General features: G+C 72.0%; 26 protein-coding genes. 16 read left to right on the top strand and 10 right to left on the bottom strand.

The annotated features are described in order from the left end of the window. On the bottom strand, window positions 1-656 hold a 656-nt coding region (locus VFL99_RS07785; RefSeq protein ID WP_325105767.1), incomplete at its 3' end, for a 4Fe-4S dicluster domain-containing protein. After that, the gene (locus tag VFL99_RS07780; protein ID WP_414713731.1) at window positions 656-4,333 is read right to left on the bottom strand and encodes a nitrate reductase subunit alpha; all 3,678 of its coding nucleotides are present in this window, start codon (window positions 4,331-4,333) and stop codon (window positions 656-658) included. The genes VFL99_RS07780 and VFL99_RS07785, both read right to left, overlap by 1 nt. 150 nt (window positions 4,334-4,483) lie before the next feature. On the opposite strand from VFL99_RS07780, the gene VFL99_RS07775 reads away from it, so the two are divergent. From VFL99_RS07775 to VFL99_RS07740, 8 genes are all read left to right on the top strand, one after another. After that, window positions 4,484-4,795: a hypothetical protein gene (locus tag VFL99_RS07775; protein ID WP_325105766.1), complete on the top strand. Its 312-nt coding sequence runs from the start codon at window positions 4,484-4,486 to the stop codon at window positions 4,793-4,795. A gap of 131 nt (window positions 4,796-4,926) precedes the next feature. Further along, on the top strand, window positions 4,927-7,845 hold the full coding sequence (locus tag VFL99_RS07770) for a Na+/H+ antiporter subunit A (protein WP_325105765.1): 2,919 nt from the start codon (window positions 4,927-4,929) through the stop codon (window positions 7,843-7,845). Beyond that, complete coding sequence (locus tag VFL99_RS07765; RefSeq protein WP_325105764.1) at window positions 7,845-8,297, top strand: Na(+)/H(+) antiporter subunit C; 453 nt, start codon at window positions 7,845-7,847, stop codon at window positions 8,295-8,297. The genes VFL99_RS07770 and VFL99_RS07765 overlap by 1 nt, the downstream gene beginning before the upstream one ends. Further along, window positions 8,294-9,850: a Na+/H+ antiporter subunit D gene (locus VFL99_RS07760; protein WP_325105763.1), complete on the top strand. Its 1,557-nt coding sequence runs from the start codon at window positions 8,294-8,296 to the stop codon at window positions 9,848-9,850. Before VFL99_RS07765 ends, VFL99_RS07760 begins: the two co-directional genes overlap by 4 nt. Continuing rightward, window positions 9,847-10,413: a Na+/H+ antiporter subunit E gene (locus VFL99_RS07755; protein WP_325105762.1), complete on the top strand. Its 567-nt coding sequence runs from the start codon at window positions 9,847-9,849 to the stop codon at window positions 10,411-10,413. Before VFL99_RS07760 ends, VFL99_RS07755 begins: the two co-directional genes overlap by 4 nt. Before the next feature lie 5 nt (window positions 10,414-10,418). Continuing rightward, on the top strand, window positions 10,419-10,721 hold the full coding sequence (locus VFL99_RS07750) for a monovalent cation/H+ antiporter complex subunit F (protein ID WP_325105770.1): 303 nt from the start codon (window positions 10,419-10,421) through the stop codon (window positions 10,719-10,721). After that, window positions 10,718-11,062, top strand: a complete 345-nt coding sequence (mnhG, locus tag VFL99_RS07745; RefSeq protein WP_325105761.1) for a monovalent cation/H(+) antiporter subunit G — start codon at window positions 10,718-10,720, stop codon at window positions 11,060-11,062. Before VFL99_RS07750 ends, mnhG begins: the two co-directional genes overlap by 4 nt. A 122-nt stretch (window positions 11,063-11,184) precedes the next feature. After that, entirely contained in the window at window positions 11,185-11,382 is a 198-nt protein-coding gene (locus VFL99_RS07740) for a DUF1918 domain-containing protein (protein ID WP_325105769.1), read from the top strand. A 12-nt stretch (window positions 11,383-11,394) separates the two neighbouring features. Here the strand turns inward: VFL99_RS07740 and VFL99_RS07735 are convergent, their stop codons facing one another. Then, window positions 11,395-12,273, bottom strand: a complete 879-nt coding sequence (locus VFL99_RS07735) for a class I SAM-dependent methyltransferase (RefSeq protein WP_325105760.1) — start codon at window positions 12,271-12,273, stop codon at window positions 11,395-11,397. Between the two features lie 166 nt (window positions 12,274-12,439). On the opposite strand from VFL99_RS07735, the gene VFL99_RS07730 reads away from it, so the two are divergent. Continuing rightward, window positions 12,440-12,850: a VOC family protein gene (locus tag VFL99_RS07730; RefSeq protein WP_325105759.1), complete on the top strand. Its 411-nt coding sequence runs from the start codon at window positions 12,440-12,442 to the stop codon at window positions 12,848-12,850. A 37-nt stretch (window positions 12,851-12,887) separates the two neighbouring features. On the opposite strand, the gene VFL99_RS07725 is transcribed toward VFL99_RS07730, so the two are convergent. Next, complete coding sequence (locus tag VFL99_RS07725; RefSeq protein WP_325105758.1) at window positions 12,888-13,277, bottom strand: VOC family protein; 390 nt, start codon at window positions 13,275-13,277, stop codon at window positions 12,888-12,890. Window positions 13,278-13,310: 33 nt separating this feature from the next. Then, window positions 13,311-13,595 (bottom strand): ArsR/SmtB family transcription factor, encoded by a 285-nt coding sequence (locus VFL99_RS07720; protein WP_325105757.1) that lies wholly within the window; start codon window positions 13,593-13,595, stop codon window positions 13,311-13,313. 169 nt (window positions 13,596-13,764) lie between these two features. Between VFL99_RS07720 and VFL99_RS07715 the strand changes: the two genes are divergently transcribed. Beyond that, window positions 13,765-14,376: a hypothetical protein gene (locus VFL99_RS07715; RefSeq protein ID WP_325105756.1), complete on the top strand. Its 612-nt coding sequence runs from the start codon at window positions 13,765-13,767 to the stop codon at window positions 14,374-14,376. On the opposite strand, the gene VFL99_RS07710 is transcribed toward VFL99_RS07715, so the two are convergent. Further along, window positions 14,345-14,860: a metallophosphoesterase family protein gene (locus VFL99_RS07710; protein WP_325105755.1), complete on the bottom strand. Its 516-nt coding sequence runs from the start codon at window positions 14,858-14,860 to the stop codon at window positions 14,345-14,347. The genes VFL99_RS07715 and VFL99_RS07710 overlap by 32 nt on opposite strands. Window positions 14,861-14,943: 83 nt before the next feature. Between VFL99_RS07710 and VFL99_RS07705 the strand changes: the two genes are divergently transcribed. Next, window positions 14,944-15,408 carry a PPOX class F420-dependent oxidoreductase gene (locus VFL99_RS07705; RefSeq protein ID WP_325105754.1) on the top strand — a complete coding sequence of 155 codons (465 nt, stop codon included), beginning with the start codon at window positions 14,944-14,946 and terminating at the stop codon, window positions 15,406-15,408. Window positions 15,409-15,546: 138 nt separating this feature from the next. Further along, a complete protein-coding gene (locus VFL99_RS07700; protein ID WP_325105753.1) occupies window positions 15,547-15,867 on the top strand; it encodes a type II toxin-antitoxin system PemK/MazF family toxin in 321 nt (106 codons plus the stop codon). Between the two features lie 66 nt (window positions 15,868-15,933). Here VFL99_RS07700 and VFL99_RS07695 read toward each other — a convergent pair whose 3' ends face one another. Next, window positions 15,934-17,412, bottom strand: coding sequence for a hypothetical protein (locus VFL99_RS07695; protein ID WP_325105752.1), 1,479 nt, complete (start codon window positions 17,410-17,412; stop codon window positions 15,934-15,936). A gap of 5 nt (window positions 17,413-17,417) precedes the next feature. After that, window positions 17,418-17,744, bottom strand: coding sequence for a putative quinol monooxygenase (locus VFL99_RS07690; protein WP_325105751.1), 327 nt, complete (start codon window positions 17,742-17,744; stop codon window positions 17,418-17,420). 159 nt (window positions 17,745-17,903) lie between these two features. Between VFL99_RS07690 and VFL99_RS07685 the strand changes: the two genes are divergently transcribed. Further along, window positions 17,904-19,289, top strand: a complete 1,386-nt coding sequence (locus VFL99_RS07685; protein ID WP_325105750.1) for an MFS transporter — start codon at window positions 17,904-17,906, stop codon at window positions 19,287-19,289. A gap of 223 nt (window positions 19,290-19,512) precedes the next feature. Here the strand turns inward: VFL99_RS07685 and VFL99_RS07680 are convergent, their stop codons facing one another. Then, window positions 19,513-20,010 (bottom strand): MarR family winged helix-turn-helix transcriptional regulator, encoded by a 498-nt coding sequence (locus tag VFL99_RS07680; protein WP_325105749.1) that lies wholly within the window; start codon window positions 20,008-20,010, stop codon window positions 19,513-19,515. A gap of 77 nt (window positions 20,011-20,087) precedes the next feature. Between VFL99_RS07680 and VFL99_RS07675 the strand changes: the two genes are divergently transcribed. After that, window positions 20,088-21,335 carry an MFS transporter gene (locus tag VFL99_RS07675; protein ID WP_325105748.1) on the top strand — a complete coding sequence of 416 codons (1,248 nt, stop codon included), beginning with the start codon at window positions 20,088-20,090 and terminating at the stop codon, window positions 21,333-21,335. A gap of 113 nt (window positions 21,336-21,448) precedes the next feature. After that, the gene (locus tag VFL99_RS07670) at window positions 21,449-22,369 is read left to right on the top strand and encodes an NADP-dependent oxidoreductase (RefSeq protein ID WP_325105747.1); all 921 of its coding nucleotides are present in this window, start codon (window positions 21,449-21,451) and stop codon (window positions 22,367-22,369) included. A gap of 159 nt (window positions 22,370-22,528) precedes the next feature. On the opposite strand, the gene VFL99_RS07665 is transcribed toward VFL99_RS07670, so the two are convergent. Continuing rightward, window positions 22,529-23,722, bottom strand: coding sequence for a citrate/2-methylcitrate synthase (locus VFL99_RS07665; protein ID WP_325105746.1), 1,194 nt, complete (start codon window positions 23,720-23,722; stop codon window positions 22,529-22,531). A gap of 199 nt (window positions 23,723-23,921) precedes the next feature. Between VFL99_RS07665 and VFL99_RS07660 the strand changes: the two genes are divergently transcribed. Then, a complete protein-coding gene (locus VFL99_RS07660; RefSeq protein ID WP_325105745.1) occupies window positions 23,922-25,193 on the top strand; it encodes a citrate/2-methylcitrate synthase in 1,272 nt (423 codons plus the stop codon). Window positions 25,194-25,207: the final 14 nt, after the last annotated feature.

The following is a 25,207-nucleotide window of genomic DNA, read 5'->3' as shown; positions in this document are numbered from 1 at the left end:
CGCCAACCGCGGCAACGGTCCTGGTCGACCAGGACGATCCCGTCCTCGTCGCGCTTGTACATCGCGCCGGAGGGGCAGGATGCGACACAGGAGGGGTTCAGGCAGTGCTCGCAGATGCGCGGCAGGTAGAACATGAACGCCTGCTCGAACTCCATCTTGACCTTGTCCTCGAGCCCGGCGAGGTTGGGGTCCTGGACGGCGGTGACCGGCGAGCCGGCGAGGTCGTCGTCCCAGTTGCCGCCCCACTTCATCGTCATGTCCTGCCCGCTCAACGCGGAGATCGAGTGGGCCGACGGGTTGTGTGTGCCGAGCGGGGCGTCGATGAGGCGTTGGTAGTCGTAGGTCCACGGCTCGCCGTAGTCGTCGATCGAGGGCAGGTCGGGGTTGTAGAAGATCGACAGCAGCTTCTTCAGCCGGCCACCGGCCCGCAGCTGCAGCCGCCCCTTCTTGTCGAGCGTCCAGCCGCCGTGCCACTGGTTCTGGTCCTCGTAGCGCTTCGGGTAGCCGATGCCGGGCTTGGTCTCGACATTGTTGAAGTAGACGTACTCGGTGCCCGGCCGGTTCGTCCACACCTGTTTGCAGGTCACGGTGCAGGTGTGGCACCCGATGCACTTGTCGAGGTTCATGACCATGGCCATCTGCGCCTTGACGCGCATCAGAACTCCACCTCCTGGGACCGCCGGCGGATGACGGTCCACTCGTCACGCTGGCTCCCGGTCGGGCCGTAGTAGTTGAACCCCCAGGAGAACTGCCCGTATCCACCGATGACGTGGGTCGGCTTGATGATCAGCCGGGTCAGGGAGTTGTCGCCACCGCCGTGCCAGCCGGAGATCTCCGACCGCGGGGTCATCAGGTGCCGGTCCTTGGCGTGGTACATGTACACCGTCCCCGGCGGCATCCGGTGACTCACCACCGCGCGGCAGGCCACGACACCGTTGCGGTTGAACGCCTCGATCCAGTCGTTGTCCGTGACCCCGATGACCTTCGCGTCGTCCGGGTTCATCCAGATCACCGGCCCGCCGCGGAAGAGGCGCAGCATGTGCAGGTTGTCCTGGTACTCGCTGTGGATCGACCACTTCGAGTGCGGGGTGAGGTAGCGCACCGTGATCTCGGGTCTGCCCTCCTCCCCGACGCCCTGGTTGCCGTAGAAGCTCCGATAGTTGAGCGGCGGACGGTATGCCGGGAGCAGCTCGCCGTACTCGGCCATCCAGTCGTGGTCGAGGAAGAACTGCATCCGGCCGGTGAGGGTGTGCCACGGGGTGAGCCGTTCGACGTTGACCACGAACGGGGCGTAGCGCCGGCCGCCGGACTCGCTGCCGGACCACTCCGCGGAGGTGATGACGGCGCGCGGCTGCACCTGAGTGTCGTGGAAGGTGATCTGCTGGTCGGCGCGCTCCTCCGCGAGGTCGGCGAGCCGTTGACCGGTCTGCTGCTCCATCTCCCGCCACCCCTGGACGGCCACGCGCCCGTTCGTGGTGCCGGAGAGGGCGAGCAACCCTTCGGCGAGGTGCACGTCGCGGGTGAGCGCCGGCCGTCCGTCGGCGACGCCGCCCCGGATCCGGCCGTTCACCCGGCCGAGGTAGTCCATCGCCTCGACCGGCTTCCAGCTCAGGCCCTTGACCCCGGTGCCCAAGGTGTCGTTGAGCGGGCCGATCGCGGCCAGCTTCTGGTCGACGACGGAGTAGTCCCGCTCGATGGTGATGAGCTTGGGCATCGTCCGGCCGGGGATCGGGTCGCACTCGCCCCGGGTCCAGTCGAGCATGCGGCCACCGGGCTGGGCGATCTCGTCGGGGCTGTCGTGCATCAGCGGTGCCGCGATCACGTCGGTGCGGGTGCCGAGGTGCTGGGCGGCGAGCCGGGAGAACGCGCGCGCGATCAGGTGGAACGTCTCGAAGTCGGTCTTGGCCTCCCACGGCGGGGCGATCGCCGGGTTGAACGAGTGCACGAACGGGTGCATGTCGGTGGTGGAGATGTCGTGCTTCTCGTACCACGTGGCGGCGGGCAGCACGATGTCGGCGTGCGTGCAGGAACTGGTCATCCGGAAGTCGAGGGTGGTGACGAGGTCGAGCTTGCCGCGGGGGGCGGGGTCGCGCCACGTCAGCTCCACCGGGCGGCCCTCGGGTGCCGTCTCGTCGGCGCGCACCGCGTCCTCGGTGCCGAGCAGGTGGCGCATGAAGTACTCCATGCCCTTGCCGGAGGAGCCGAGCAGGTTGGCGCGCCAGACGGTCAGGACGCGGGGGAAGTTCGCCGGGTCGTCGGGGTCGGTGTTGGCGAACTTCAGCCGGCCGGCCTTGAGCTCCTCGACGATGTGGTCGGGCACCGACCGCCCGGCCGCGACGGCCTCGTCGCACAGGTCGAGGGGGTTGCGGTTGAAGGTGGGGTGCGAGGGAGTCCACCCCATGCGGCTCGCCTGGGCGAGGCAGTCGGCGAAGGCACGCCCGCGGAAGGTCCCCCGCCCCAGCGGGCTGGCGAGCTCACCGGCGCCGAACTTCTCGTAGCGCCACTGGTCGGTGTGCAGGTAGAAGAAGGACGTGCCCGTCATGTGCCGAGTGGGCCGCTGCCAGTCCATGGCGAAGGCGAGGTTCTGGAAGCCGGTGAGCGGGCGCACCTTCTCCTGGCCCACGTAGTGCGCCCAGCCGCCGCCGTTGACGCCCTCGCAGCCGCACAGCATCACCAGGGTGAAGAAGGTCCGGTAGATCTGGTCGGAGTGGTACCAGTGGTTGGTGCCGGCGCCCATCGCGATCATCGAGCGCCCGTGCGACAGCTCGGCATTGCGGGCGAATTCCCGCGCCACGCGCGCCGCAGCGGCCGCGGGCACGGTGGTGATCTGCTCCTGCCACGCGGGCGTGCCGAGGACGGGGTCGTCGTAACCCGACGGCCACTCGCCGGGGAGCCCGTCGCGCGGGACGGCATACTGCGCCATCAGGAGGTCGAAGACCGTGGTGACCAGGCGGCCGGCGACCCGCCGCACCGGGACCCCCCGGCGGATGACCGAACCGCCTTGTGTCTCACCGACATCGAAGCGCGGCAGGTCGACGGGCACGGCGTCCTCATGGCGCCCGTGGAGGGTGAGCAGCGGGTCGACCTCACCGAGGTCGAGGTTCCAGCGACCCACGCCTGTGGGGGAGTGCCGGAACCCGATGGAGCCGTTCGGCACCCGCGGCACGCCGGCGGCGTCGAGCACCACCGTCTTGAACTCGGCGGCCTCCTCCCCGACCGTGTCGCCGAGGTCGGCCGCGGTCAGGAAGTGGTCGGGCACCCACGCGTCGCCGTGCTCGCGCAGGGTCACGAGGAACGGCAGGTCGGTGTACGTCTTCACGTAGTCGGTGAAGTAGGGCACCTGCCGGTCACGGAAGAACTCGGTGAGGACGACGTGGCCCATCGCCATCGCCAGGGCGCCGTCCGTGCCGGGCACCGCGGCGAGCCAGTCGTCCGCGAACTTGGTGTGGTCGGAGTAGTCCGGGCTGACCACCACGACCTTCTGGCCGCGGTAGCGCGCCTCGGTCATGAAGTGCGCGTCCGGCGTGCGCGTGATCGGCAGGTTCGTTCCCCACACGACGAGGTAGGACGAGTTCCACCAGTCGCCGGACTCGGGCACGTCGGTCTGGTCGCCGAACACCTGCGGGGAGGCGGGGGGCAGGTCGGCGTACCAGTCGTAGAACGACAGGATCGTGCCGCCGATCATCGACAGGAAGCGCGTCCCCACCGAGTAGGACACCTGCGACATCGCCGGGATCGGCGAGAAGCCGACCACGCGGTCCGGGCCGTAGCGCTTGACGGTGTGCACGTGCGCCGCGGCGATGAGCTCCACCACCTCGGGCCACGAGGCCCGCACGAAGCCGCCCTTGCCCCGGGCGCTCTTGTAGCGCACGGTCCGCTCCGGGTCGTTGGTGATCTCCGCCCAGGCTGCCACGGGGTCGAGCCGGCTGCGGGCCTCGCGCCACATCTCCAGCAGCGGACCCCGGACGTAGGGGTAGCGCACGCGCGAGGGGGAGTAGGTGTACCAGGAGAAGGACGCGCCGCGCGGGCAGCCGCACGGCTCGTACTCGGGGGAGTCGGGACCGACCGACGGGTAGTCGGTCTGCTGCGTCTCCCAGGTGATGATCCCGTCCTTGACGTAGACCTTCCAGGAGCAGGACCCGGTGCAGTTCACGCCGTGGGTGGAGCGGACCACCTTGTCGTGTCGCCACCGTTCGTGCCAGAACTCCTCCGCCGCGCGTCCGCCGACGCGGTGCAGGGTGCGGTAGTCGTCGCTGGGGGTGCCCGGCAGGAAGAACTGCGCCTTGCGCAGCAGCTGCTCGATGGGTTCACCGGCCGGCAACAACGGCGCCAGCTCGTCCGAGGAGGTCGATCTCCCGGGGCGTCCCGTCTCCTTGGCAGGTGCTTCGGGGTCGGACACGCCACCACCTCATCTCGTGCAGAGCTCGAGTCCATTAGGTTCTACTCGCGTTGTGGGAGGGTCACAAGTGCAAATGGTGGGGCTATGGTCGGGACCGTGGGCTACCGAGAGCAGACACAGCAGGCGTTCGTGGATGCGGAACAAGGGTTGCTCGCGGCGCACGGCGAACTCGTCGAGAGCCCGGCCGGCAACGTGGAGGGCCTTGACCGAGCGGCCTGTTCCGGGCACATCACTGACTTGGCCCGGCTCGCGATGGGGGCGTCGGCCGAGGGGATCAGCGCGGAGCAGTGGCGGACCTGGGTGCGCGAGGGACTCGGTGACCGTGGGGAGGCCGTCCTCGCCGCCGCAGAACACTGCATGCGCGTCAACGGCCTGTGGCCGTGGCCGCAGGCGTGAGACGGCCGGGTCGGCGGTGTTGTCCGGCGGATAGGATCGTGCCTCCTGCGGGGCAGCGGCTGTGCGTGCTCCGCAGGTGACGCCGCGACGCCGACGCTGAGTCGGTCACGACGATCACGAGGGAGGCGCCGTTGCTCGCGCTCCTCGGTGTGCACCTTCTCGCTGCCGTCGTCGCGCCACTCCTGGTGCGGCTCTGGGGTCGCAAGGCGTTCCTGCTCCTCGCGGCACCGCCCGCCGCCGCGGCGGCGTGGGCGCTGTCGCAGACCGGAGCCGTGCTGGGCGGCCACCTCCCGTCGACCTCGGTGCCGTGGGTCCCGTCGATCGGCATGGGACTGTCGTTCCGGCTCGACACCCTCGCGTGGCTGCTGACCCTGGTCGTCGGCGGCGTCGGTGCGCTCGTGCTGCTCTACTGCGCCGACTACTTCGCCGACGACGAGCCCGGACTGGCCCAGTTCGCCTCCTGCCTCACCGGATTCGCCGGCGCCATGCTCGGCCTGGTCACCTCCGACGACCTGCTGGTCCTCTACCTGTTCTGGGAACTGACGACCATCCTGTCCTACCTGCTGATCGGGCACCGCCCGGCCAGCAGGTCGAGCCGGTCCGCCGCGACCCAGGCCCTCGTCGTCACCACCGCCGGCGGGCTGGCCATGCTCACCGGCATCGTCCTGCTGGGGGAGGAGACGGGCACCTACCGCCTGTCGGCCCTGCTCGCCCACCCGCCGACCGGCACCCTGGCGACGACGGCGGTGGCCCTGCTCCTCGTCGGCGCCGTGAGCAAGTCCGCGCTCGTCCCGTTCCACTTCTGGCTCCCCGGCGCGATGGCAGCCCCCACCCCGGTGAGCGCCTACCTGCACGCCGCCGCGATGGTCAAGGCCGGCATCTACCTCGTCGCCCGGCTCGCCCCCGCCTTCGCCGACGTCCCGGTCTGGCGGCCGCTGCTGCTCGTGCTGGGGGCGGGAACGATGCTGCTCGGCGGCTGGCGTGCGCTGCGCCAGCACGACCTCAAGCTGCTGCTCGCCTACGGCACCGTGAGCCAGCTGGGTTACCTCACGGTGCTCGTCGGCACCGGGACGCGTGCGGCCGCGCTCGCCGGGGTGACCGTCCTCGTCGGCCACGCGTTGTTCAAGTCCTGCCTGTTCCTGGTCGTCGGCGCCATCGACCACCGCTGCGGGACGCGGGACCTGCGCGAGCTCAGTGGCCTGCGCCGCCGTATGCCGGCACTCGCCGTGACCTCGCTGGTCGCCGCGGCGTCCATGGCCGGCATACCGCCGATGCTGGGGTTCGTCGGGAAGGAGGCGGCGTACACCTCCCTGCTGCCCGGTGCCGGTGGCCCGGCCGGGTGGAGCGGGTGGACCCTGGCCGCGCTGGTGGCGGGGTCGGTCCTGACCTTCGCCTACGCGGCGCGCTTCCTGTGGGGCGCCTTCGGTGACCGGCCGGCCCGCGAGCCGAGCCGGGTCGAGCCCACCGGGCCCCTGCTCGTCGGCGTTCCGGTCCTGCTCTCCGTGCTCACCGTCGCGGGTGGACCGGCCGCCGGCCGGGGCGAGCAGTTCGTGCGCCACTACGTGCAGCAGTGGCCCGCACCGGAGCAGTCCGTGCACCTCGGCCTGTGGCACGGACTCACGCCCGCGCTGCTGCTCTCGGCCCTCACGGTGGCCCTGGGCGCCGGCCTGTTCCTGCTGCGCTCGCAGGTCGAGCGTGGCCAGGCGCTCCTGCCGCAACGTCCGAGCGCCGAGGGCGGATACCGCCTGCTGATGCGCAGCCTGGACCGGGTCTCGCTCGAGGTGACCGGTGCGCTGCAGCGCGGTTCGCTGCCGCTCTCGCTCGGGCTGGTCCTGGTCACCACGGTCGCGGTCCCCGGTGTCGTGCTGCTGAGGGGGGTGGCGTGGCCCTCGCAGGTGCGGTGGGCCGACAACCTCACCCAGCCGGCCGTCGCCGTGCTCATCGCCGCGGCCGCCTTCTTCACCACCCGCGCCCGGCGCCGGCTGCGTGCCGTCTTCCTCGTCGGCGTCACCGGCTACGGGACCGCGCTGCTCTTCCTGCTGCACGGCGCACCCGACCTCGCGTTGACCCAGGTGCTCGTCGAGACCCTCTCCCTCGTCGTCTTCGTCCTCGTCGTCCGCCGGCTGTCCGGAAAGTTCAACGACAACCCCTCGCGGATGACCCGGCGGGCACGGGCCCTGCTCGGGATCGCCGTCGGCGCCGTCGTCACGGCCCTCGCGCTCACCGCGACCAGCGTCCGCAGCGCCGGGCCGATGACGGCGAGGTTCGCCGAGGGGGCCGTGGAGTTCGGCGGCGGCAACAACATCGTCAACGTGACCCTGGTGGACATCCGCGCGTGGGACACCATGGGCGAGATCTCGGTCGTCCTCGTGGCCGCGACCGGCGTGGCCAGCCTGATCTTCCTGCGCGAGGACAACCTGACGCTGAGCCGGCGGCTGCTGGAGAAGGCACGCAGCCTGCGCCGCACGCACGCCTCGGTGGGGGGCAACGCCGGCAGCCCGTGGCTGGCCGAGGGCTCGGCCATGAGCCCGGAGCGGCGCTCGGTGATCTTCGAGGTCGTCACCCGGCTGGTCTTCCACACGATGGTGCTCTGGTCGCTCTACCTGCTCTTCTCCGGGCACAACCACCCCGGCGGCGGGTTCGCCGCGGGGCTCGTCGTCGGGCTGGGCCTGGCCGTCCGCTACCTCGCCGGTGAACGGGACGAGCTGCGCGCCGCGGCGCCGGTCATGCCGGGTCTGCTGCTCGGTGCCGGGCTGTTCCTGTCCGCCGGTGTGGGGCTGGTGTCGCTGGCCTTCGGGGGTGACGTGCTGCAGAGCTGGATCTTCGACGTGCACCTGCCCCTGATCGGTTCGGTGCACCTCGTGACCTCGGTGTTCTTCGACATCGGCGTCTACCTCGTCGTCATCGGGCTGGTGCTGGACATCCTGCGCAGCCTCGGGTCGGGGATCGACGGCCTGATCGAGCAGGAGCAGGACGGGCCCGGTCCCGCGGGTCGGGCCGTCCGGCGGCCCGTCCACGGTCGGTCCCGCGGCGCGGAGGGGGCGCCCTGATGGTCCCCAACCTCACCCTCTGCCTGCTCGTCGGCGTGCTCTTCGCCGCCGGCGTCTACCTGCTGCTCGCCCGCAGCATCGTCCGGGCCCTCATCGGGCTGCTGCTGCTCGGCAACGGGGCCAACATCCTGTTCCTCGTGGCCAGTGGCCCGGCCGGCCGGGCGCCGATCGTCGGCGCCAGCCCCGTCTCGGACATGAGCGACCCGCTGCCGCAGGCGATGGTGCTGACCGCGATCGTCATCACCCTCGGCACCACGGCCTTCCTCCTCGCCCTGGCCCACCGCTCCTGGCAGCTGTCCGACCACGACGTGCAGGAGGACGACCCGGAGGACACGCGGATCACCCAGAAGGCGGAGTCCAACGACCTGACCGACAGTGACTACGAGCGCGAGCCGGACGAACCGCCGGACTTCAGCGAGTTCGCGGGTGTCGGCGAGGGGGAGCGGCGGTGAGCGGGCTGCACCCGGCGGCGTTCGACGCCCTCGTCCCGCTGCCCGTGGCGCTGCCGCTGGTGGGTGCCGGCATCACGATCGCCGCGGGACGGCATACCCGCATCCAGCGCGTCGTGTCGGTGACCGTGCTGACCGTGGTGCTCGGCGTCTCCGGCGCGCTGCTCTGGGCCGCCGACCACGACGGGCCGCAGGTGGTCGACGTCGGCGGGTGGCCACCGCCGCTCGGCATCGTGCTCGTCGTCGACCGGCTCGCCGCCCTCATGCTCGTCGTCTCCTCGCTGGTGACGCTGGCGGTGCTGCTCTACTCGATCGGGCAGGGGCGCTCGTCCTTCGACGACGAGAGCGACGGCGAGGCACCGCTGCCGATCTTCCACCCGACGATGATGGTGCTCGCCGCCGGCGTCGCCACCACCTTCGTCTCCGGTGACCTGTTCCACATCTACGTCGGCTTCGAGATGCTGCTCATGGCGAGCTTCGTGCTGCTCACCCTCGGCGGCACACCCCCGCGCGTGCGGGCCGGCGTCACCTACGTGCTCGTGAGCATGCTCTCCTCCCTGGTCTTCCTGGTCGCGATCGCCCTCGTGTATGCCGCGACCGGCACCGTGAACCTCGCGCAGCTCGCCGGCCGCCTGGACGCGCTGCCGAGCGGGACGCGGCTCGCGCTGCAGGTCATGCTCCTGCTCGGCTTCGCCATCAAGGCCGCCGTCTTCCCGATGTCGGGCTGGCTGCCGGACTCCTACCCGACGGCGCCGGCACCGGTGACCGCCGTCTTCGCGGGCCTGCTCACCAAGGTCGGCGTCTACGCGATCATCCGGACCCAGACCCTGCTCTTCCCCGACGGCCGACTCACCGACCTGCTGCTGTGGGCCTCGCTGCTCACCATGCTCGTCGGGATCCTCGGGGCGGTGGCCCAGGACGACCTCAAGCGCATGCTCTCGTTCACCCTGGTCAGCCACATCGGCTACATGACCTTCGGCATCGCCATCGGGTCCGTCGCCGGGTTCTCCTCGGCGATCTTCTACGTCGCCCACCACATCACCATCCAGACCACGCTGTTCCTCGTCGCCGGGCTGGTCGAGCGCCGCGGCGGCAGCACCGCGCTCTCCGAGCTCGGTGGACTGGCGCGAGCGGCGCCGCTGCTGGGCGTGCTGTTCTTCATCCCGGCGATGAACCTCGCGGGCATCCCGCCGTTCTCCGGCTTCCTCGGCAAGGTCGGGCTCATGGAGGCCGGCGCCGCGGCCGGCACCTGGCTGGCCTACGTGCTCATCGCGGGGTCGGTCGTGACCAGCCTCCTGACGCTCTACGCGATGAGCCGGGTGTGGGGGCGGGCGTTCTGGCGGGCGCCGACCGATGCCGTCGCGGCGATGCGCCGGCCGCAACGGCGGGGCGCCCTCGCCGCCGGGGTCGTCGCGCCCACCGCGGCGCTGGTGGTGGTGGGGGTGGGGATCTCCGTCGTCGCCGGCCCCCTGTTCGGCATCACGGACCGGTCGGCCACCGACATGCTGCAGCGCACGCCCTACATCCAGTCGGTCTACCCCAAGGGGGTCCCGTGAGGCCCCGCCGCGTCCAGCCCTTCCCGCTGGTCTGGTTGACCGCGATCTGGTTGCTGCTGCAGGGCAGCGTCACCTGGGGCAACGTCCTGTCCGGACTGCTCCTGAGCGCCCTGGTGCTCGTGGCCTTCCCCCTGCCCCGGCTCATCGTGGGTGTGCGGGTGCGCCCCCTCGCCCTGGTGGTACTCGCCGCGCGGTTCCTCCTCGACCTCGTCGTCGCCAGCAGCCGAGTGGCGTGGCAGGCGATCCGGCCCGGACCGGTCGTGACCGGGCGGGTGCTGCAGGTGCAGCTCGTGGGGCGCCAGGACCTGTTCCTCACGATCACCGCCGAGATGGTGGCGCTCGTGCCGGGCACCGTGGTCATCGACCTCGACCCCGGCTCCGGGCTGCTCCTGCTGCACGCCCTCGACGTGCACACCGACGACCAGGTCGAGGAGACCAGGCGCGCGGTGCGCGGGCAGGAGTGGCGCGTGCTGCGGGCCCTGGCCCCCGACCCGCTCCCCACCCCGTTCGACGACGACAGGTCCGGCGCCTCCGGCGCCGACCAGGAGGGAGGCCGTCCGTGACGGTCATGACCGTCCTCATCGCGGCCGTGCTGGTCGCCGCGGCCGCTGTGGCACTGGTCCGGGTGGTCCGCGGCCCGAGTGTCCTCGACCGGGCGGTGGCCACCGAGGTGCTCATTGCGACGATGGTCTGCGCCCTCGCGCTCGAGGCCGCGACCACCCGCCACTCGACGACCCTGCCGATCCTCATCTCGTTGTCCCTGGTCGGCTTCGTCGGTTCGGTGGCGGTGGCGCGGTTCGTGGGACGGGACCGGGACGAGCCCCTGCCCGCGGAGCGCCCCGCACCGTCGCAGGACGGAGCCGACCAGTGAGCTGGACGGGCGTCGCCGACGTCGCGGGCACCGCCTGCCTGTTCGCCGGGGCGCTGCTGTGCCTGGCGGCGGCGATCGGCCTGCTGCGCTTCCGCGACCTGCTCAGCCGGATGCACGCCGCCACCAAGCCGCAGGTGTTGGGCGTGCTGCTGGTCGTGCTCGGCCTCGGGCTGAGGCTGCGCTCGCCGCTCGACATCGGGATGCTGCTGCTGGTGGCGCTCTTCCAGCTGCTCACGGTGCCGGTGTCCGGCCACATGGTCAGCCGGGCGGCGTTCCGGACCGGGCTGGTCGACGAGGTCGAGGGCGTGGCGGCGCTGCGGCACCAGGACGACTCCGACTGACCGGTCATCCGGACGGCTCCGACTGACCGGTCAACCGGGCTGACTGATCACCAGGAGGGCGCCGCGCGACGATGGCCCCGCCGCGGGGCGACACCTACGCTGGACATGCGGAGGTGAGTGACATGCAGGCGAGCACCGGAGACCGGCTGCGCGTCCACGGCAGGACCGTCGGAGCACCGGACGCGGAGGGCGAGATCATCGAGGTCAAGGGTGAGCGGGGCGAGCCGCCCTACGTGGTCCGTTTCGACGACGGCCACGAACGGCTCGTCGTCCCCGGATCCGACTGCGAGGTCGTCAAGGTGGCCGACTCCGGAGGCTGAGGATCGGCGCCGCTACGCCCGGGCCTCGGCCACCAGCACGTGACCGTTGTGCAGTGAGCGGCGGTGGTGGACCGCCATCTCCACACCTTGGGCCAGCGTGAGCAGGTCCGCGTCCCAGCGCACGTCGAAGCCGTAGAGGGCGAGCAGCTCCCCGAGCGCCCGGGAGGTCCAGGCGGAGCGGTGCGGCTCCTCGGCATACGGGTTGGGACGACCGGAGACGCGGCTGCTGACCCGCACGAGGCCACGCCCGAGTGCCGCGACCACGGACGGCGCCTGGTAGTTCACGACCAGTCGGCTCCCGGCGGCGGACAGGTCACTGAGCTGCCGTGCCGTGCGCTCCACCTCGGTCTCCGTCAGGTAGGGCACCACGCCTTCCCACACCCACGTCGTGGGCGTGGTGGGGTCGAACCGGACGCGGCCCAGCGCGGGACCGAGCGCCTGCCGGCGCAGGTCGACCGGCACGAACTCGACAGCCTGGGCCGTCGGGCTCAACCCCGCGACCCGCTCGCGCTTGTCGGCCTGGCTGGAGGGGTGGTCCACCTCGAAGACGGTGGTGTCCGCCAGCTCCGGCATCCGCCAGGCCCGGCTGTCCAGCCCGGCACCCAGCACGACCAGCTGGCGGTGGCCGGCGTCGCGGACCGCCTCGTCGATGGCCAGGGTGCGCGGCACGAGGACCTCCGCGCAGCCGCGGACCAGCTCCACCTCGAAACCGGACCGGTGCCCGGTCGCCCCGTCGGCGCGGACCTGCTCGACGACCGCCAGCTCGTCCGGGTGCAGCAGCTCCGCAGCGACGGGGTCGGCGAAGCGGTCGGGTGCCAGGAGCCCGTGTGCGGCGGCCCGGCCCTGGCACACCAGCACCGCCGTCCGGCTGGCCCCCTTGCTGTCCTCCACGTGGTCATTCTCGCCGCGCGACGGCCGTCGTGACCGGTTGGTGGTGCGAGAACGTCGTCACCAGGGTGTCCTCGCTGGTGCTCGCCATCCGATTTCCGGTGAGCCTGTCGGCGACCGGCACTAGGCTGCCGGGTCAGTGGTTCCACGACGTGTCACGGAGGGTCCCATGGCGTCACGGCTCAACCCCTACCTCTCGTTCCAAGACGATGCCCGGCAGGCGATGGAGTTCTACCGGGAGGTCTTCGGCGGCGAACTGACGGTGAGCACCTTCGGCGAGGGCGGCCACCCCGACGCGGCCGAGGCGGACAAGGTGATGCACGCGATGCTCGAGACCGAGCGCGGGTTCACCCTCATGGCCGCCGACACCCCGAAGGGCATGGAGCACCGGCCCGGCAACAACGTCTCGATCAGCCTCAGCGGCGACGACGACCAGGACCTGCGCCGCTACTGGGAGGCGCTGTCCCAGGGCGGCACCGTCGCCATGCCGCTGGAGAAGCAGATGTGGGGCGACGAGTTCGGCATGTGCACCGACAAGTTCGGCATCAACTGGATGGTCAACATCGCCGGGACGTCGTGACCGTCACCTCGGGGTGACCGTCACCCCGAGGTGACGGTCAGGCCATCTGGGTGAGCTGGATCAGGTTGCCGCAGGTGTCGTCGACGATCAGCGTCGTCACCGGCCCCATCTCGGTGGGCGGCTGCACGATGCGGGCGCCCCGAGCAGTCAGCTCCTCGTGCACCGCCTGCGCGTCGGCGACCGCGAAGGACGTGAACGGTATGCCGTCCGCCACCAGCGCCTGCTTGTACGTCCTGGCGGCCGGGTGGGCATCGGGCTCGAGCAGCAGCTCGACCCCCTCGGGCTGGTCCGGACTCACGACAGTGAGCCACCGGTACTCCCCGACGGGCACGTCCGTCTTCTTCACGAAGCCGAGCACGTCCGTGTAGAACGCGAGCGCCTTGGCCTGGTCGTCGACATAGACGGCGGTGAGGTTGATGGTCGGCATCGGTGTCTCCTGTGGGTGCGGAACGGGTCGGGGTCAGGACGTGGTGGGTGGGTCCAGCGGCCAGCGGTCGACGATCTGCCGGAGCGGTGCCGTGCGCAGGTGGTGGACCTTCGTCCGGCCGACCCTCGCGGAGACCACGAGCCCGGCGTCCTCGAGCACGGCCAGGTGCTGGGAGATGGCCTGCCGGCTCGAGGTGATGCCGTGCCGCATGGTGAGGCGGGCGCAGAGCTCGAACAGCGACTGCCCGTCCCGGGCGGCCAGCTCGTCCAGGATCGTGCGCCGGGTCTCGTCGGCGAGCGCGCGGAACACGTCGCCCATGGGCGTCGACAATAGGCAAGTATCAACTTGCCTGTCAAGGATGTCGGACGCGTTGCTGCTAGGCCGTCACGGCGTCCCCGTCGTCCTCCGAACGGACGACATTGACGAAATGGCCGGTCACCACGAGGTCCACGGCCCTACTGTGACGTTCCTCGGGGAAGGGGCAGTCGTGGGGATCGCCAAGGCGCGGAGCGTGGTTGTGCTGGGACTTGCCGTCATGACCGCAGCCGGCCTGGAGGCCCACGGGCTCGCGCTGGTCGCGCTGACGTCCTGCGGACTCGCCGTGATGGCCGGCGGGCTCGTGGGTTACCTCCGGGTGTTGCCGGCTCGCCTGCTGCTGCACCCGCTGAGTGCCTCCGCGTGGCGCTTCCCCATCGCGTCCACGGCGGTCGCGCTCGCCGTCGTCCTCACCGTCGCGCCCGTGCTCGCCTACCTGGTCGGCGGGCACCCGAACCTGTGGCTGCCCTGCGCCTGCGGCTTCGTGCTCGGACAGGCCTGGTTGCTCGGCCGCCTCGACCGCGCGCTCGGTCGCTACGGGCGACTGCCGCGGCGCCGGTTCGTGCAGTCCCTCCTCACCAGCTCCCTCGGTATGACGGCCACGGCCGGCGTCGCGTCCCTCGCCGACGACCTGGACCGGTCGCCGTGGCCGGCGGTGGCGGACGCGGTCGTTGTCGCGATCGTGAGCGCCGCCGGGAGCCGGTTCGTCCGGCCGTCCCACCACCTCGCGGGGGAGGGCGACCTCGAGGTCCTCAGCCGCGGGGAGGCAGTCGGTGCAGAGTGACCTGCCCCAGCTGGGCGTCGGCGACCTCGGCGGTCAGGTAGGTGCAGAACGGCTGGCGCCGCCGGTCGGTCGGTGACCCGGGGTTGAGCAGCCGCATTCCCCGTGGCGTCACCGTGTCCCAGGGGATGTGGCTGTGGCCGAACACGAGCACGTCGGCGTCGTGGTCACGGTCGCAGCGGGCCTCGCGGCCCTTCGCCGGACCGGTCTCGTGCACGACGGAGAACCGCAGGCCGCCGAGCTCGACCTGCGCGACCTCGGGCAGGCGCGCGCGCAGCTCGGGTCCGTCGTTGTTGCCCCAGCAGGCGACCAACCGGGTGGCGCGCTGCTGGAGCTCGTCGAGCAGGGCGACGTCGACCCAGTCCCCGGCGTGGACGACCACGTCCGCGTCCTCCACGGCGCGCCACAGCTGGGCGGGCAGGTCCTTGGCGCGCTTCGGCACGTGCGTGTCCGACGTCAGGAGGAGGCGGAGCGGGGCGTCCGGCACCCGGCCAGCATAGGAAGGCCGCGCCGGCCGGGCGGGCGAGGCACGGCATACCGCCTCTAGGCTGCGGGCGGGAGGTGCTGCCGATGGCACGCAAGATGGCCACTGCGGACCGGGTGGACCGCGAGGCGCTGCTGGAGTTCATCCGGCCGCGGCACCGCGCGACCCTGGTGACCCGGAGGCGGGACGGCTCGCTGCAGCTGTCGCCGGTGACCTGTGGAGTCGACGAGGGTGGGCGGATCGTGGTCTCGACCTATCCCCGGCGGGCCAAGGCGGTCAACGCGCGACGCGACCCGCGGGTGTCGGTGCTGGTGCACTCCGAGGAGTGGAACGACCCGTACGTGCAGGTCGACGGCAGCGCCGAGGTCCTCGATCTGCCGGACGCGCTGGAGCCGCTGGTGGAGTACTTCCGGTGCATCTCCGGGGAGCACCCGGACTGGGCGGAGTACCGGCAGGCCATGCGGGAGCAGGGCAAGTCGCTCATCCGGATCACGATCGAGCGGTGGGGGCCGATCGCGACGGGCGGCTTCCCGCCCGAGCTCCCGGACTAGCCGCCCGTTCCCTCAGCGCGACGCCGAGGCGCACCGGCAGTCGACGCTCGCCGCCTCGAGCGCGCACGCCGCCGACGACCAGGCCTTCGTCGACGCCGTCTCCTGGTTCACCGACGAGTCCACCGACGAGGATGGCGAGTGAGGCGCGGTGAGCTGTGGACCGCTGCCGGTGGCAAGCACTATGCGGGTAGGCCACGTCCAGTCCTGGTGATCCAGGACGACCGATTCGACGCCACCGACTCGATCACCATCTGCCCGGTGACCAGCGACCCCACCGACATCCCTCTCCTGCGCATCCCGTTGGAGCCGGGCACCGGCCTGTCCAGGCCGAGCAGCATCATGGTCGACAAGGTGACCACCGTGCCCCGCGCCAAGCTCGGCGAGCGCATCGGCGCCGTCTCCGACACAACCCTGCTGGCCCTGTCCCGGGCCCTGATCGTCTTCTCGGGCATCGCCTGATTCCGCCGCCCCCGCAGCGGCGACGTCTCAGGCGACGTCGCAGGAGCCGCGAGACAGTTCAGGCAGTCATTCGTCGAAGCTCGGGCCGTCCTCGTCCGGCAGGTCCTCGTCCGGCAGGTCGTCGACCAGGGTCGCCAGCCACAGCGACACGAACGCCTCACCGAGCGCCGTGAGGCGCAGCTCGGTGTCGGTCTCGGTGTAGAGCCCCGTGTCGGCGAGGTGGCCCCAGGCCCTTCCCGCGTAGTGGTCCTCGAGGCCCCGGAGGAACTCGCGGTCGGGCGTGTAGTCGTCGTCGTGGTAGGCGGCGAGGCGTTCGACCCGGGCCTCCACGGCCGCGCTGAGCCACTCCTCCTTGGAGGTCGGGCCCCGGTCGGTGACATAGCTGTGCAACATCGCATCCAGGGCCGGCTCCAGCTGGGCGACCCCGAGGCTCTCGACCAGGCCCACGATGGCCATGAGTCCCTGCTGCGCCCACGTCTCGTCAGTCGTGTCGGGCGTGACGAGGGAGCGCGCGACCTTGCGCTCGGCGTCGATCAGGCCTGCGGCCAGGGCGCCCTCCCAGAGTCGGGCGAGCGGCTCGCAGTCGCCCGCGCTGCGCCACGGCTTGGTGAGGATGCCCTCGATCCACTTCTCGCGTCCGACGGCTCGCACGCCGCCGAGCGCCTCGTTGGGGTAGCGGCGCTCGAGCAGGCGACGGTGCACCGCCTCGAGCCCCAGCGCGGAGTACGCCTCACGCGCGACGGCGGGACGCAACAGCCCCCGCGCCGTGACCTCTCGTCCCTCCGGACCCAGCCAGTCTGCCAGCGCCAGGATCGATCGGACGTATGCCGACTCGCGAAGTTCCGCAGCCACCTCCGGCACCGGTGGCAGCGGGAGCTCCGGGAGGCGGTCGGCATACTTGGTCATCAGGCGCACGACGGTGGCCTCGGGGCCGTAGCCGTCCAGATCCCAGTCGTCGTCCCACTCGTCGTCGTCGAGCTCATCGTCGACGTCGTCGCCCAGCGGGCCGAACCCGCCGTCCGGGAAGGGCATGAGGCGCCCGCGCTCGGCGTCCGTCAGGGAGTTCCACCGGTCCTGGACCTCGGCCATCCGCGCCTGCAACGTCTCGAGGTCAGGTGCCTCCTGCAGGTCGATCCCGACGGACTCACCGAAGTCCATGAGGATCTTCGTCGGCGACCAGTGACTGCGGTCGGCTGCGGCCTCGGCCATCCGCGGCGCCGCGCGCTTGGCCTCCTTCGTCAACGACTTGGGGTCGGCGGAGGCCGACGTCAGCCGCCCCGTGCCGCGCAGGAAGCGGAACCACGTGTCAAGGGAGGTCGTCACGCGCTCGGGTGGCGGCGGCTCCACGGCGCCCTTGGACGGCCAGCGCTCCAGCAGCAGGTGCTCCACGCTGCCGGCCGGCCAGTCGGTGGCGCGCAGCTCGTCGTAGGTCCAGCGCAGCCGCAGCAGCTCGTCGAGCAGGTCGAGGTCCGCCGCCCGGCCGCTCTTGGCCATCCAGCGCTGCAGGTGGCCGAGCAGCAGTGCGTGCTCCGAGTCGTCGGTCACGGTGCTCAGCTCTGGACCGCCATCTCACCGAGCTCGGACCAGTCGTCCTGGTCGAGGTTGGCGTTGACCACCCGCGGTGTCTCGGCCAGGTGCGGGGGCAGGTCCTGCTGCGCCTGCTTGAAGTGGTCGGCGCCCACGTGGGCCGCCCCGGCGTCGGCGTCGCGGAACGCCTCGACGAGCACGTACTCGTTCGGGTCGTCCAGGCTGCGGGACCAGTCGAACCACAGGCAGCCGGGCTCGGCCCGCACCGCCCGGGTGAACTCGGCGGTGATCTGCGGCCACCGGTCAGCGTCCTCGGGCTTGACCTTGAACTTCGCGGTGATGAAGATCATCGGCTGCTCCTCGCGGTCGAGTCGTCGTCGTCCTACCTGTCGGCCTCCGCCAAGGCTACCCACGAGTGGAGGTGACGGCCGACGCAGCGGCGAGCGCTCGGCATACCGCTGCCGTGGCCTCGGTGGGAGGGGGCGGAACCGATGGCCGATGCTAGGGGGGTGCCCCTCACCCCCACGCAGCTGCGCGCGACCGTGTCGACCCGGCTGGCGAACCTCCCGCGCGAGGTCTACGTCATGGGCGGCGTCGCGTTCTGCGTGGCGCTCGGCTTCGGCATCGTCGCGCCGGCGATCCCGCTGTTCGCCCAGGAGTTCGGGGTCAGCGCCACCGCGGCGGGCGCGGTGGTGTCGGCGTTCGCGCTCATGCGCTTCGTCACCGGGCCGGCCGCCGGCTGGGTGGTCGACCGGATCGGGGTGCGCACCAGCCTGCTCATCGGCCTCGTGGTCGTCGGGCTGTCGAGCCTGTTCGCGGGGCTGTCGGGGGACTACGAGCAGCTGATCGTCCTGCGGGGGATCGGCGGGATCGGCTCGGCCCTCTTCGGCGTCGCCGCGATCAGCGTGGTGCTGCACGTCGCCGCGGCGCACGTGCGCGCCCGCGCGATGGGTGTCTACCGCTCCGGCTTCCTCATCGGCGGGATCGTCGGTCCCGCGTTCGGTGGGGCCGTGCTCGCCTTCTCGTTCCGCGTCCCGTTCTTCCTGTATGCCGGCACCCTCGCCCTGGCGGCCGCCGTCGCCGTGGTCTTCCTCGCGCGGCCGACCCGGGGTGCGGCGTCCGTGGAGGAGGGCCCTGTGGAGGGGGGCCCTGCGGAGGGGGGCCCTCTGGAGGTGGGCTCTGTGGAGGTGGGCTCTTCGGAGGTGGGCTCTGTGGAGGGGGGCTCTGTGGAGGTGGAGCCGGCCGAGGAGATCTCGCGGGAGGTCCGGCAGGCGCCGGGCCCAACCCTGCGGGAGGTGCTGCGGACGCGGCAGTACCAGGCCGCGCTCACCAGCAACCTCGCGATCGGGTTCATCTCGCTCGGGCTGCGCAGCGCGATCGTGCCGCTGTTCATCCACGACGCGATCGGCGCCCCCGACTGGTGGGTCGGGCCGGCGTTCGTGGTGTCCGCGCTCGTGCAGATGGCCCTGATGTATCCCGCCGGGAGCTGGGCCGACCGGGTCGGCCGGCGTCCGGCGCTGGTCGTCGGGGCGGGGGTCACGGCGGGCAGCCTCGTGCTGCTCGGGTTCAGCGGGTCGATGGCGTTCGTGATGATCGCGATGGCGGTCTTCGGCGCCGGGTCGGCGTTCCTCGGGACCGTGCCCGGCGCGCTGGTGGGGGACGTCGCCGGCAAGCGCAGCGGGGTCGTGATCGCGGTGTTCAACATGGCCAGCGACGTCGGGGCGGTGGCCGGGCCGGTCGTGGCCGGGTGGCTGGTGGACCAGGGGTCCTACCTGACCGCGTTCTCCGTCGGCGCCGGCGTCGCGGTGCTCGCCGGGGTGCTGGCGCTGCGGCTTCCGCAGGGGGTCGGGGTCAAGGACGAGGCGGGCTCGGCCAGCCAGACCGTCGCGCGCTGACCGGGCGCCGACCTGCGCGCCGGCCGAGCTGCTGGCGCTGCCGACCCGGCTCGCCCGGGCCACCCTCTTGGACCGCAAACTGAACTGGCAGTACGTCGGTGAGCACCCGGCATACGTGCTCGGCGACCGGCGGGCGGGCCGATCGGACGCGGTACTGCCAGTTCAGATTGCGGTCGTGCCGGGCCCGGAACCCGTGTCGGATCGCGGTGAGGCCGTGCGGACGTCAGTCGCGCGCCTCGAGGCGCAGCAGCACCTTCTTGAGCAGCCGGTTGAGGGTGCGCTTCTCGGCGTCGGTGAGCGCCCCCATCGCCTGGTCCTCGGTGCGTCCCCGCAGCCGCATGGCGCGCAGGCACCGGTCCCGGCCCTCGTCGGTGATCTCGATGTCCACCCTGCGACGGTCCCGGTCGCCGCGCACCCGGCGCACCAGGCCGGCTCGCTCGAGCCGGTCCAGCCGACCGGTCAGCCCGGCCGGCGACATCATCAGGTCCCGGGCGAGCTCCCCGGGTGTCGCGCGGCCGGGGGTGTCCCGGATGAGGAGGTTGTGCAGTGTGTCGTACTCGTCCCACTGCAGGCCCACGTCGGCGACGACGGCGCGGTCCGAGCGGTTGAGGTGCTTGAGCAGCCGCGACATGCGCGTCATCGCGGCCTCGGTCTGGTCGTCGAAGTCGAGGCCCTGCCAGCCGCGCCAGCGCTCGACGTGCAGGTCGGCCGAGTCCTTCATGAGAGCAGCCTAGCGGTGACCGTTCGCTGGCAGATATTTCGTTGACGAATGGTTCGTCAGCGAACTAGCCTCCTCGGGTGACCGCACCGCTGCTCATTCGCCGGCCGGGAGGTCGGCGTCGCATCCCGCCTGGACCGTTGCGCCATGGGCCGTTCCGCTGGCTGCTCGCCGGCTCGACCGTCAACATGCTCGGTCAGGGCATCGCACCGGTGGCGCTCGCCTTCGCGGTGCTCGACCTCGGTGGCTCGGCGGTCGACCTCGGGTTCGTCATGGCGCTCTACGCGGGCGCCGAGGTGGTCACGGTCCTGGCGGGCGGGGTGCTCGGCGACCGGGTCCCGCGCCAGTTGATGATGGAGGGCACCGCCGCGCTCGCCGCCCTGGTCCAGGGCACGCTCGCGGCGGCGCTGATCCTCGGCCGCGCCTCCCTGGTGCTGCTGTCGGTGGTCGGCATGGTCATCGGGTGCCTCGGGGCGCTCCGGCAGCCCAGTTCGCAGGCGATGACCCCGCAGACGGTGCCGCCCGCAGAACTGTCCTCGGCGATCTCGCTGCGGCGGATCGGCCAGAACGCCGCACAGATCGTCGGCGCCGGCGTGGCCGGTCTGTTGGTCGCCCGGGCCGGCAGTGGTTGGGCGCTGGCCGGCGATGCCGCGTCCTACGCCGTGGCGGCGGTGTGCTTCGCCTTCATCCGGGTGCCCCGGACTCCGGCACCGGTGAGCCGCGGGCTGCTTCGAGACGTGCGCGCCGGTGCCGTCGAGGTCCTCCGGCGCACCTGGCTGTGGGTGCTCATCGCCCAGGCCCTCGTCTACCACCTGTTCTACGGCGGGGCCCAGGGAGTGCTGGGGCCGATCGTCGTCGGCGACCACCTCGGGCGCGCGGCCTGGGGCTGGGCCCTGTCGGCGATGATGGCGGGCTTCGTTGCCGGCGGCCTGCTCACGCTGCGGTGGCGCCCCGACCGCCCGCTGTTCGTGGGCTGCTGCTTCCTGCTCCTCACGGCCGCCTTTCCCGCTGCCATGGCGCTCTCGTCCAGCCTCACACTGGTGCTGGCCGGCGCGTTCGTCCACGGCTTCGGCCTGGAGATCTTCAGTGTCGGCTGGGACCTGTCCATCCAGCAGAACGTCGCCGGGCACGCGCTCTCGCGCGTCTACGCCTTCGACCAGGTGGGGTCCTTCCTCGCCCGCCCCGCGGGGCTCGCGCTCACCGGGCCCGTGGCCGCCGCCCTCGGCAACCGCGTCTGGCTGGCGGTCATCGCGGCCGTCATCGTGGGCAGCACGCTGCTCGCGCTGACGGTGCCGGACGTGCGTCGGCTCCGCCGCATGCCCACCTGAGCCGCCGTGTCGCTCGGTGCGCCGTGCGTCTGGCCGCCGTGCGGCCACGCCGGGCGCGACCCTGGGCCCGGAGCCGGCGGAACAGGGCCGGGCCGCCGCCTGTTGCCGCGGGTATGAAGGCGATGACCTACACGGAATACGGCGACCCCGACGTCCTTGAGCTCACCGACCGGCCCGATCCCAAGGTGGCGCCCGCGGAGGTGCTCATCCGGGTCAAGAGCGCGGCGGTGAACCCGGTGGACTGGAAGGTCATGTCCGGCGGGCTGGACCCGATGCTGGAGGCGGTCTTCCCCGTCGTGCCGGGGTGGGACGTGTCCGGCGTGGTGCAGCGGGTCGGGCTCGACACGCCCGAGTTCCAGCCGGGCGACGAGGTGATCGCCTACGCGCGCAAGGACGTCGTCCACGGTGGCACGTTCGCCGAGCTGGTCTCGGCGCCGGTACGCACGGTGGCGCGCAAGCCCGCCTCCCTGGACTGGCACCAGGCCGCGGGGCTCCCGCTCGCCGGGCTCACGGCATACCAGCTGTTGTCGCGGCTGGGCACGGGCGAGGGCGACACGGTGCTGGTGCACAACGCGTCGGGCGGCGTGGGGTCGTTCGCCGTGCAGGTCGCCCAGAGCATGGGGGCGCGGGTGATCGGCACGGCGTCGCAGCGCAACCACGACTACCTGCGCTCGCTGGGTGCCGAGCCGGTGGAGTATGGCGAGGGGTTGCCTGACCGCGTCCGTCGCCTCGCGCCCGAGGGGGTGGACGTCGTGGTCGACTTCGTCGGGGGCGTGCTCGAGCAGACGCGGGCGGTGCTGCGTGAGGGCGGCCGGCACGGGTCGATCGCGGACCGGTCGGTGACCGAGGCGGGGGGTCTCTACCTGTGGGTGCGGCCGGACGCGCAGGACCTGACGCAGCTGGCCGACCTCGCCGACGCGGGGAAGCTGTCGGTCGAGGTGGCCGAGGTGTTCCCGCTCGAGAAGGCGGCCGACGCGTTCCGGCTCAGCCAGCAGGGCCACGTGCGCGGCAAGGTGGCCGTCCAGGTGAGCTGACCCCCGCGCGCTCCCTCAGCGCGGGCGCTCAGCGCCGACCCGCCCGCGCGCCCCCTCAGCGCGGATCTCGGGACTTTCCACGCGATCTCGGGACTTTCCCACGCATCTTGGGAGAAATCTCCCGAGGTCGGCGGGAAAGTCCCGAGATCGGGGATGGGGTCAGGACGCGCGGGCCGCTGCCCGTGTCGGCACGGGCTGCGGCGGTGTCGGGCCGACGTAGCGCGCCGAGGGGCGGATGATCTTCGGGTCGTGGCTCTGCTCGAGGGCGTTGGCCACCCACCCCACGACCCGGGCGACGCAGAACGTCGGCGTGAACATCGCCGGGTCGAGGCCGGCGAGCTTGAGCACGACGCCGGCGTAGTACTCCACATTCGTGCGCAGCGGCCGGTCCGGCTTGACCTCTGCGAGCACCCGCTCGACCGTGGCCTCGACCTGCTCGGCCAGCCGCCCCAGGTCGGAGTCGTAGGAGCGGGCGATGCCCTTGAGCATCTCCGAGCGCGGGTCGGTGGTGCGGTAGACGGCGTGGCCGAAGCCCATGATGCGCTCACCGGCGGCGAGCTTGGCACGGACGTAGCCCTCGGCACGGTCGGCGGTGCCGATCTCGTCCAGCGCCTGCAGCGCCCGGCTCGGCGCCCCGCCGTGCAGCGGACCCGAGAACGACCCGAGCGCCGCCACGAGGCACGCCGCGAGGTCGGCCCCGGTCGAGGCGACCACCCGCGCGGTGAACGTGGAGGCGTTGAAGCCGTGGTCGATCGTGGCCGCGAGGTACTGCTCGACGGCACGCACGTCCCGCTCAGCGGGGAGCTGCCCGGTGACCATGCGCAGGTAGTCCTCGGCGTGCCCCAGCGACGGATCGGGAGCGATCGGCTCCAGGCCGTGCCCCAGACGCCAAGCCGCGGCCAGGATGGTGGGCGTCGCCGCGGCCAGGCGCAGTGCGGCATCGACCTTCTCGATCTCGTCACAGTCGTAGAGCGGTCGCAGTCTCAGCTCAGATCCCAGCAGTGACAAGGCAGTCCGCAACACCTGCAGCGGGTCCGACGTCGACCGGCAGATCACCGGAAGCGCCGACGCCAGGCCGTCGGGCAGTGCCCGTAGCTCACCGAGACGGCGCCGGAACTGGGCGAGCTGGCGGTCGTCGGGCAGCTCGCCGTGGAGGAACAGGTGTCCGGCCTCCTCGAAGCCGACCGAGGTGGCGACGTCGATCGCCGAGTACTGCCGGTAGTGGTAGAACCCCTCCTCGCCGCGCACGTCGCCGAGCTCGGTGTCGGTGACCAGCACCTTGGCCAGTCCGCGTGGCACGGTGACGAACCCGTTCTCCGTCGGCGCGTGCGCAGCCGATCCGGTGGTGGACATGTCGTGCTCCCTTCTCGAAGATGGACCCAGCATGTGCGGTATTGATCAATGCCGGCAACGTTGATCCAGTCCACGTTGATCGGGTCAACACAGGCGCTCGCGGCGCTGGTCCGGTGAGGTGGCAGCGGGCGGCACGTGCCGGCATACGGTACGGACGGGCATGCGGTGCGTACCGGCATACGAAAAGGAGCGGGGAGCGGTGGCGGAAGGGGCGACTGGCGTGCCGGACGGCTGGGTGACGACCTCCGAGGCGGCGGCGCGGCTGGGGGTCAAGCGGGCGACGCTGTATGCCTACGTCAGCCGTGGGGTGCTGCGCAGTCAGCGGCGCCCGGGGCAGCAGGAGAGCCTCTTCGAGCGCGCGCAGATCGATGCGCTCGCCGGGCACACGCGGCAGCCCGGCACTCCTCAGCCGCTGCTCCGGTTCCGGTCCGTCGCGACGGCCGTCTCCAGCCATCGGGACGGCGAGCTGCGCTACCGAGGTATGCCGGTGGAGCAGGTCTGTGCCGAGCTGACCCTGGGGGAGGCGGCCGAGTTGCTGCTGGGGGCGGCCGGTCGGTCTCGGGAGGCGGCACCCGAGCGCGGCCCGGATCCGGCACAGTCCGCGCGGATGCCAGGTGAGGTTCGGCGCGTGGTGGCGGAGCTGCCGCTGGAGCGCCGGGTCCCGGTGGCGGTCGCGCTCCTGGGAGCGCAGGACCCGCTGCGCGACGACCGCGACCCGGACCGGGTGCGGAGCGCCACGTTCGTGCTGCTCGACGAGGTGCTTGTCGTGCTGGACGCCGCCGCGGAGGGGCCGGCCGACGGGAGCCCTCCGGCGGCCGGGATCGCCGCGCAGCTCTTCCACGCACTCGCCCGGCGCCGCCCGACGCGTCGCGAGCTCGAGTGCCTGTCCGTGCTCGTCATCGCGCTCATGGACCACGGCCTCACCGCCTCCACGATCGCCGCGCGGGTGGCCGCGTCGACCAGGTCGTCCGTCACCGACTGTCTCGTCGCGGCGTACGCGACAATGGCCGGACCGTTGCACGGCGGTGCGCCGATCGCCGCCCACCAGCTCCTCGCCCGCGCGATGAGCGGGGACCCGGCCGAGGTCGTCGGGCAGCTGCTGCGGGCCGCGGAAGCCGCATCGGGGACGGCACCCGCATCGGGAGCGGCACCTGTGCCGGGGTTCGGCCACGTGCTCTACACCGAGGAGGACCCGCGCGCGGCGGTCGTGTTCGAGCGGCTCTGGCGTGTCCGGGGGACGGCTCGGCTGCGGCGCGCCACCGAGGGACTCATCGACGTGATGGCCCGAAGGCTGGGCACGTTCCCCAACGTCGACCTCGCCACCGCGGCGGCGGTGCACGCCTTCGGGATGCCGGCGGGGGCCGGGGAGGTCGTCTTCCAAACAGCCCGCACAGTGGGTCTCGTCGCGCACGTGCTCGAGGAGTATGCCGAGGAGCCGCTCCGCTGGCGCGGGCGCGTCTTGGACGCGTAGAGGCGGCGCCGCTC

Source organism: Segeticoccus sp. (assembly GCF_035708005.1).
Note: the sequence above shows the minus strand (reverse complement) of the source record. Positions and strands in the feature narration are given on the sequence as shown.

Bases quoted from the DNA above. Each gene is read 5' to 3' on its own strand.
- VFL99_RS07670 (WP_325105747.1), top strand. From the start codon at position 21,449: ATGAAGGCGATGACCTACACGGAATACGGCGACCCCGACGTCCTTGAG.
- VFL99_RS07740 (WP_325105769.1), top strand. From the start codon at position 11,185: ATGCAGGCGAGCACCGGAGACCGGCTGCGCGTCCACGGCAGGACCGTC.
- VFL99_RS07725 (WP_325105758.1), bottom strand. From the start codon at position 13,277: ATGCCGACCATCAACCTCACCGCCGTCTATGTCGACGACCAGGCCAAG.
- VFL99_RS07765 (WP_325105764.1), top strand. From the start codon at position 7,845: ATGGTCCCCAACCTCACCCTCTGCCTGCTCGTCGGCGTGCTCTTCGCC.
- VFL99_RS07665 (WP_325105746.1), bottom strand. From the start codon at position 23,722: ATGTCCACCACCGGATCGGCTGCGCACGCGCCGACGGAGAACGGGTTC.
- VFL99_RS07720 (WP_325105757.1), bottom strand. From the start codon at position 13,595: ATGGGCGACGTGTTCCGCGCGCTCGCCGACGAGACCCGGCGCACGATC.
- VFL99_RS07775 (WP_325105766.1), top strand. From the start codon at position 4,484: ATGGTCGGGACCGTGGGCTACCGAGAGCAGACACAGCAGGCGTTCGTG.
- VFL99_RS07680 (WP_325105749.1), bottom strand. From the start codon at position 20,010: ATGAAGGACTCGGCCGACCTGCACGTCGAGCGCTGGCGCGGCTGGCAG.
- VFL99_RS07690 (WP_325105751.1), bottom strand. From the start codon at position 17,744: ATGATCTTCATCACCGCGAAGTTCAAGGTCAAGCCCGAGGACGCTGAC.
- VFL99_RS07705 (WP_325105754.1), top strand. From the start codon at position 14,944: ATGGCACGCAAGATGGCCACTGCGGACCGGGTGGACCGCGAGGCGCTG.
- VFL99_RS07730 (WP_325105759.1), top strand. From the start codon at position 12,440: ATGGCGTCACGGCTCAACCCCTACCTCTCGTTCCAAGACGATGCCCGG.
- VFL99_RS07750 (WP_325105770.1), top strand. From the start codon at position 10,419: ATGACCGTCCTCATCGCGGCCGTGCTGGTCGCCGCGGCCGCTGTGGCA.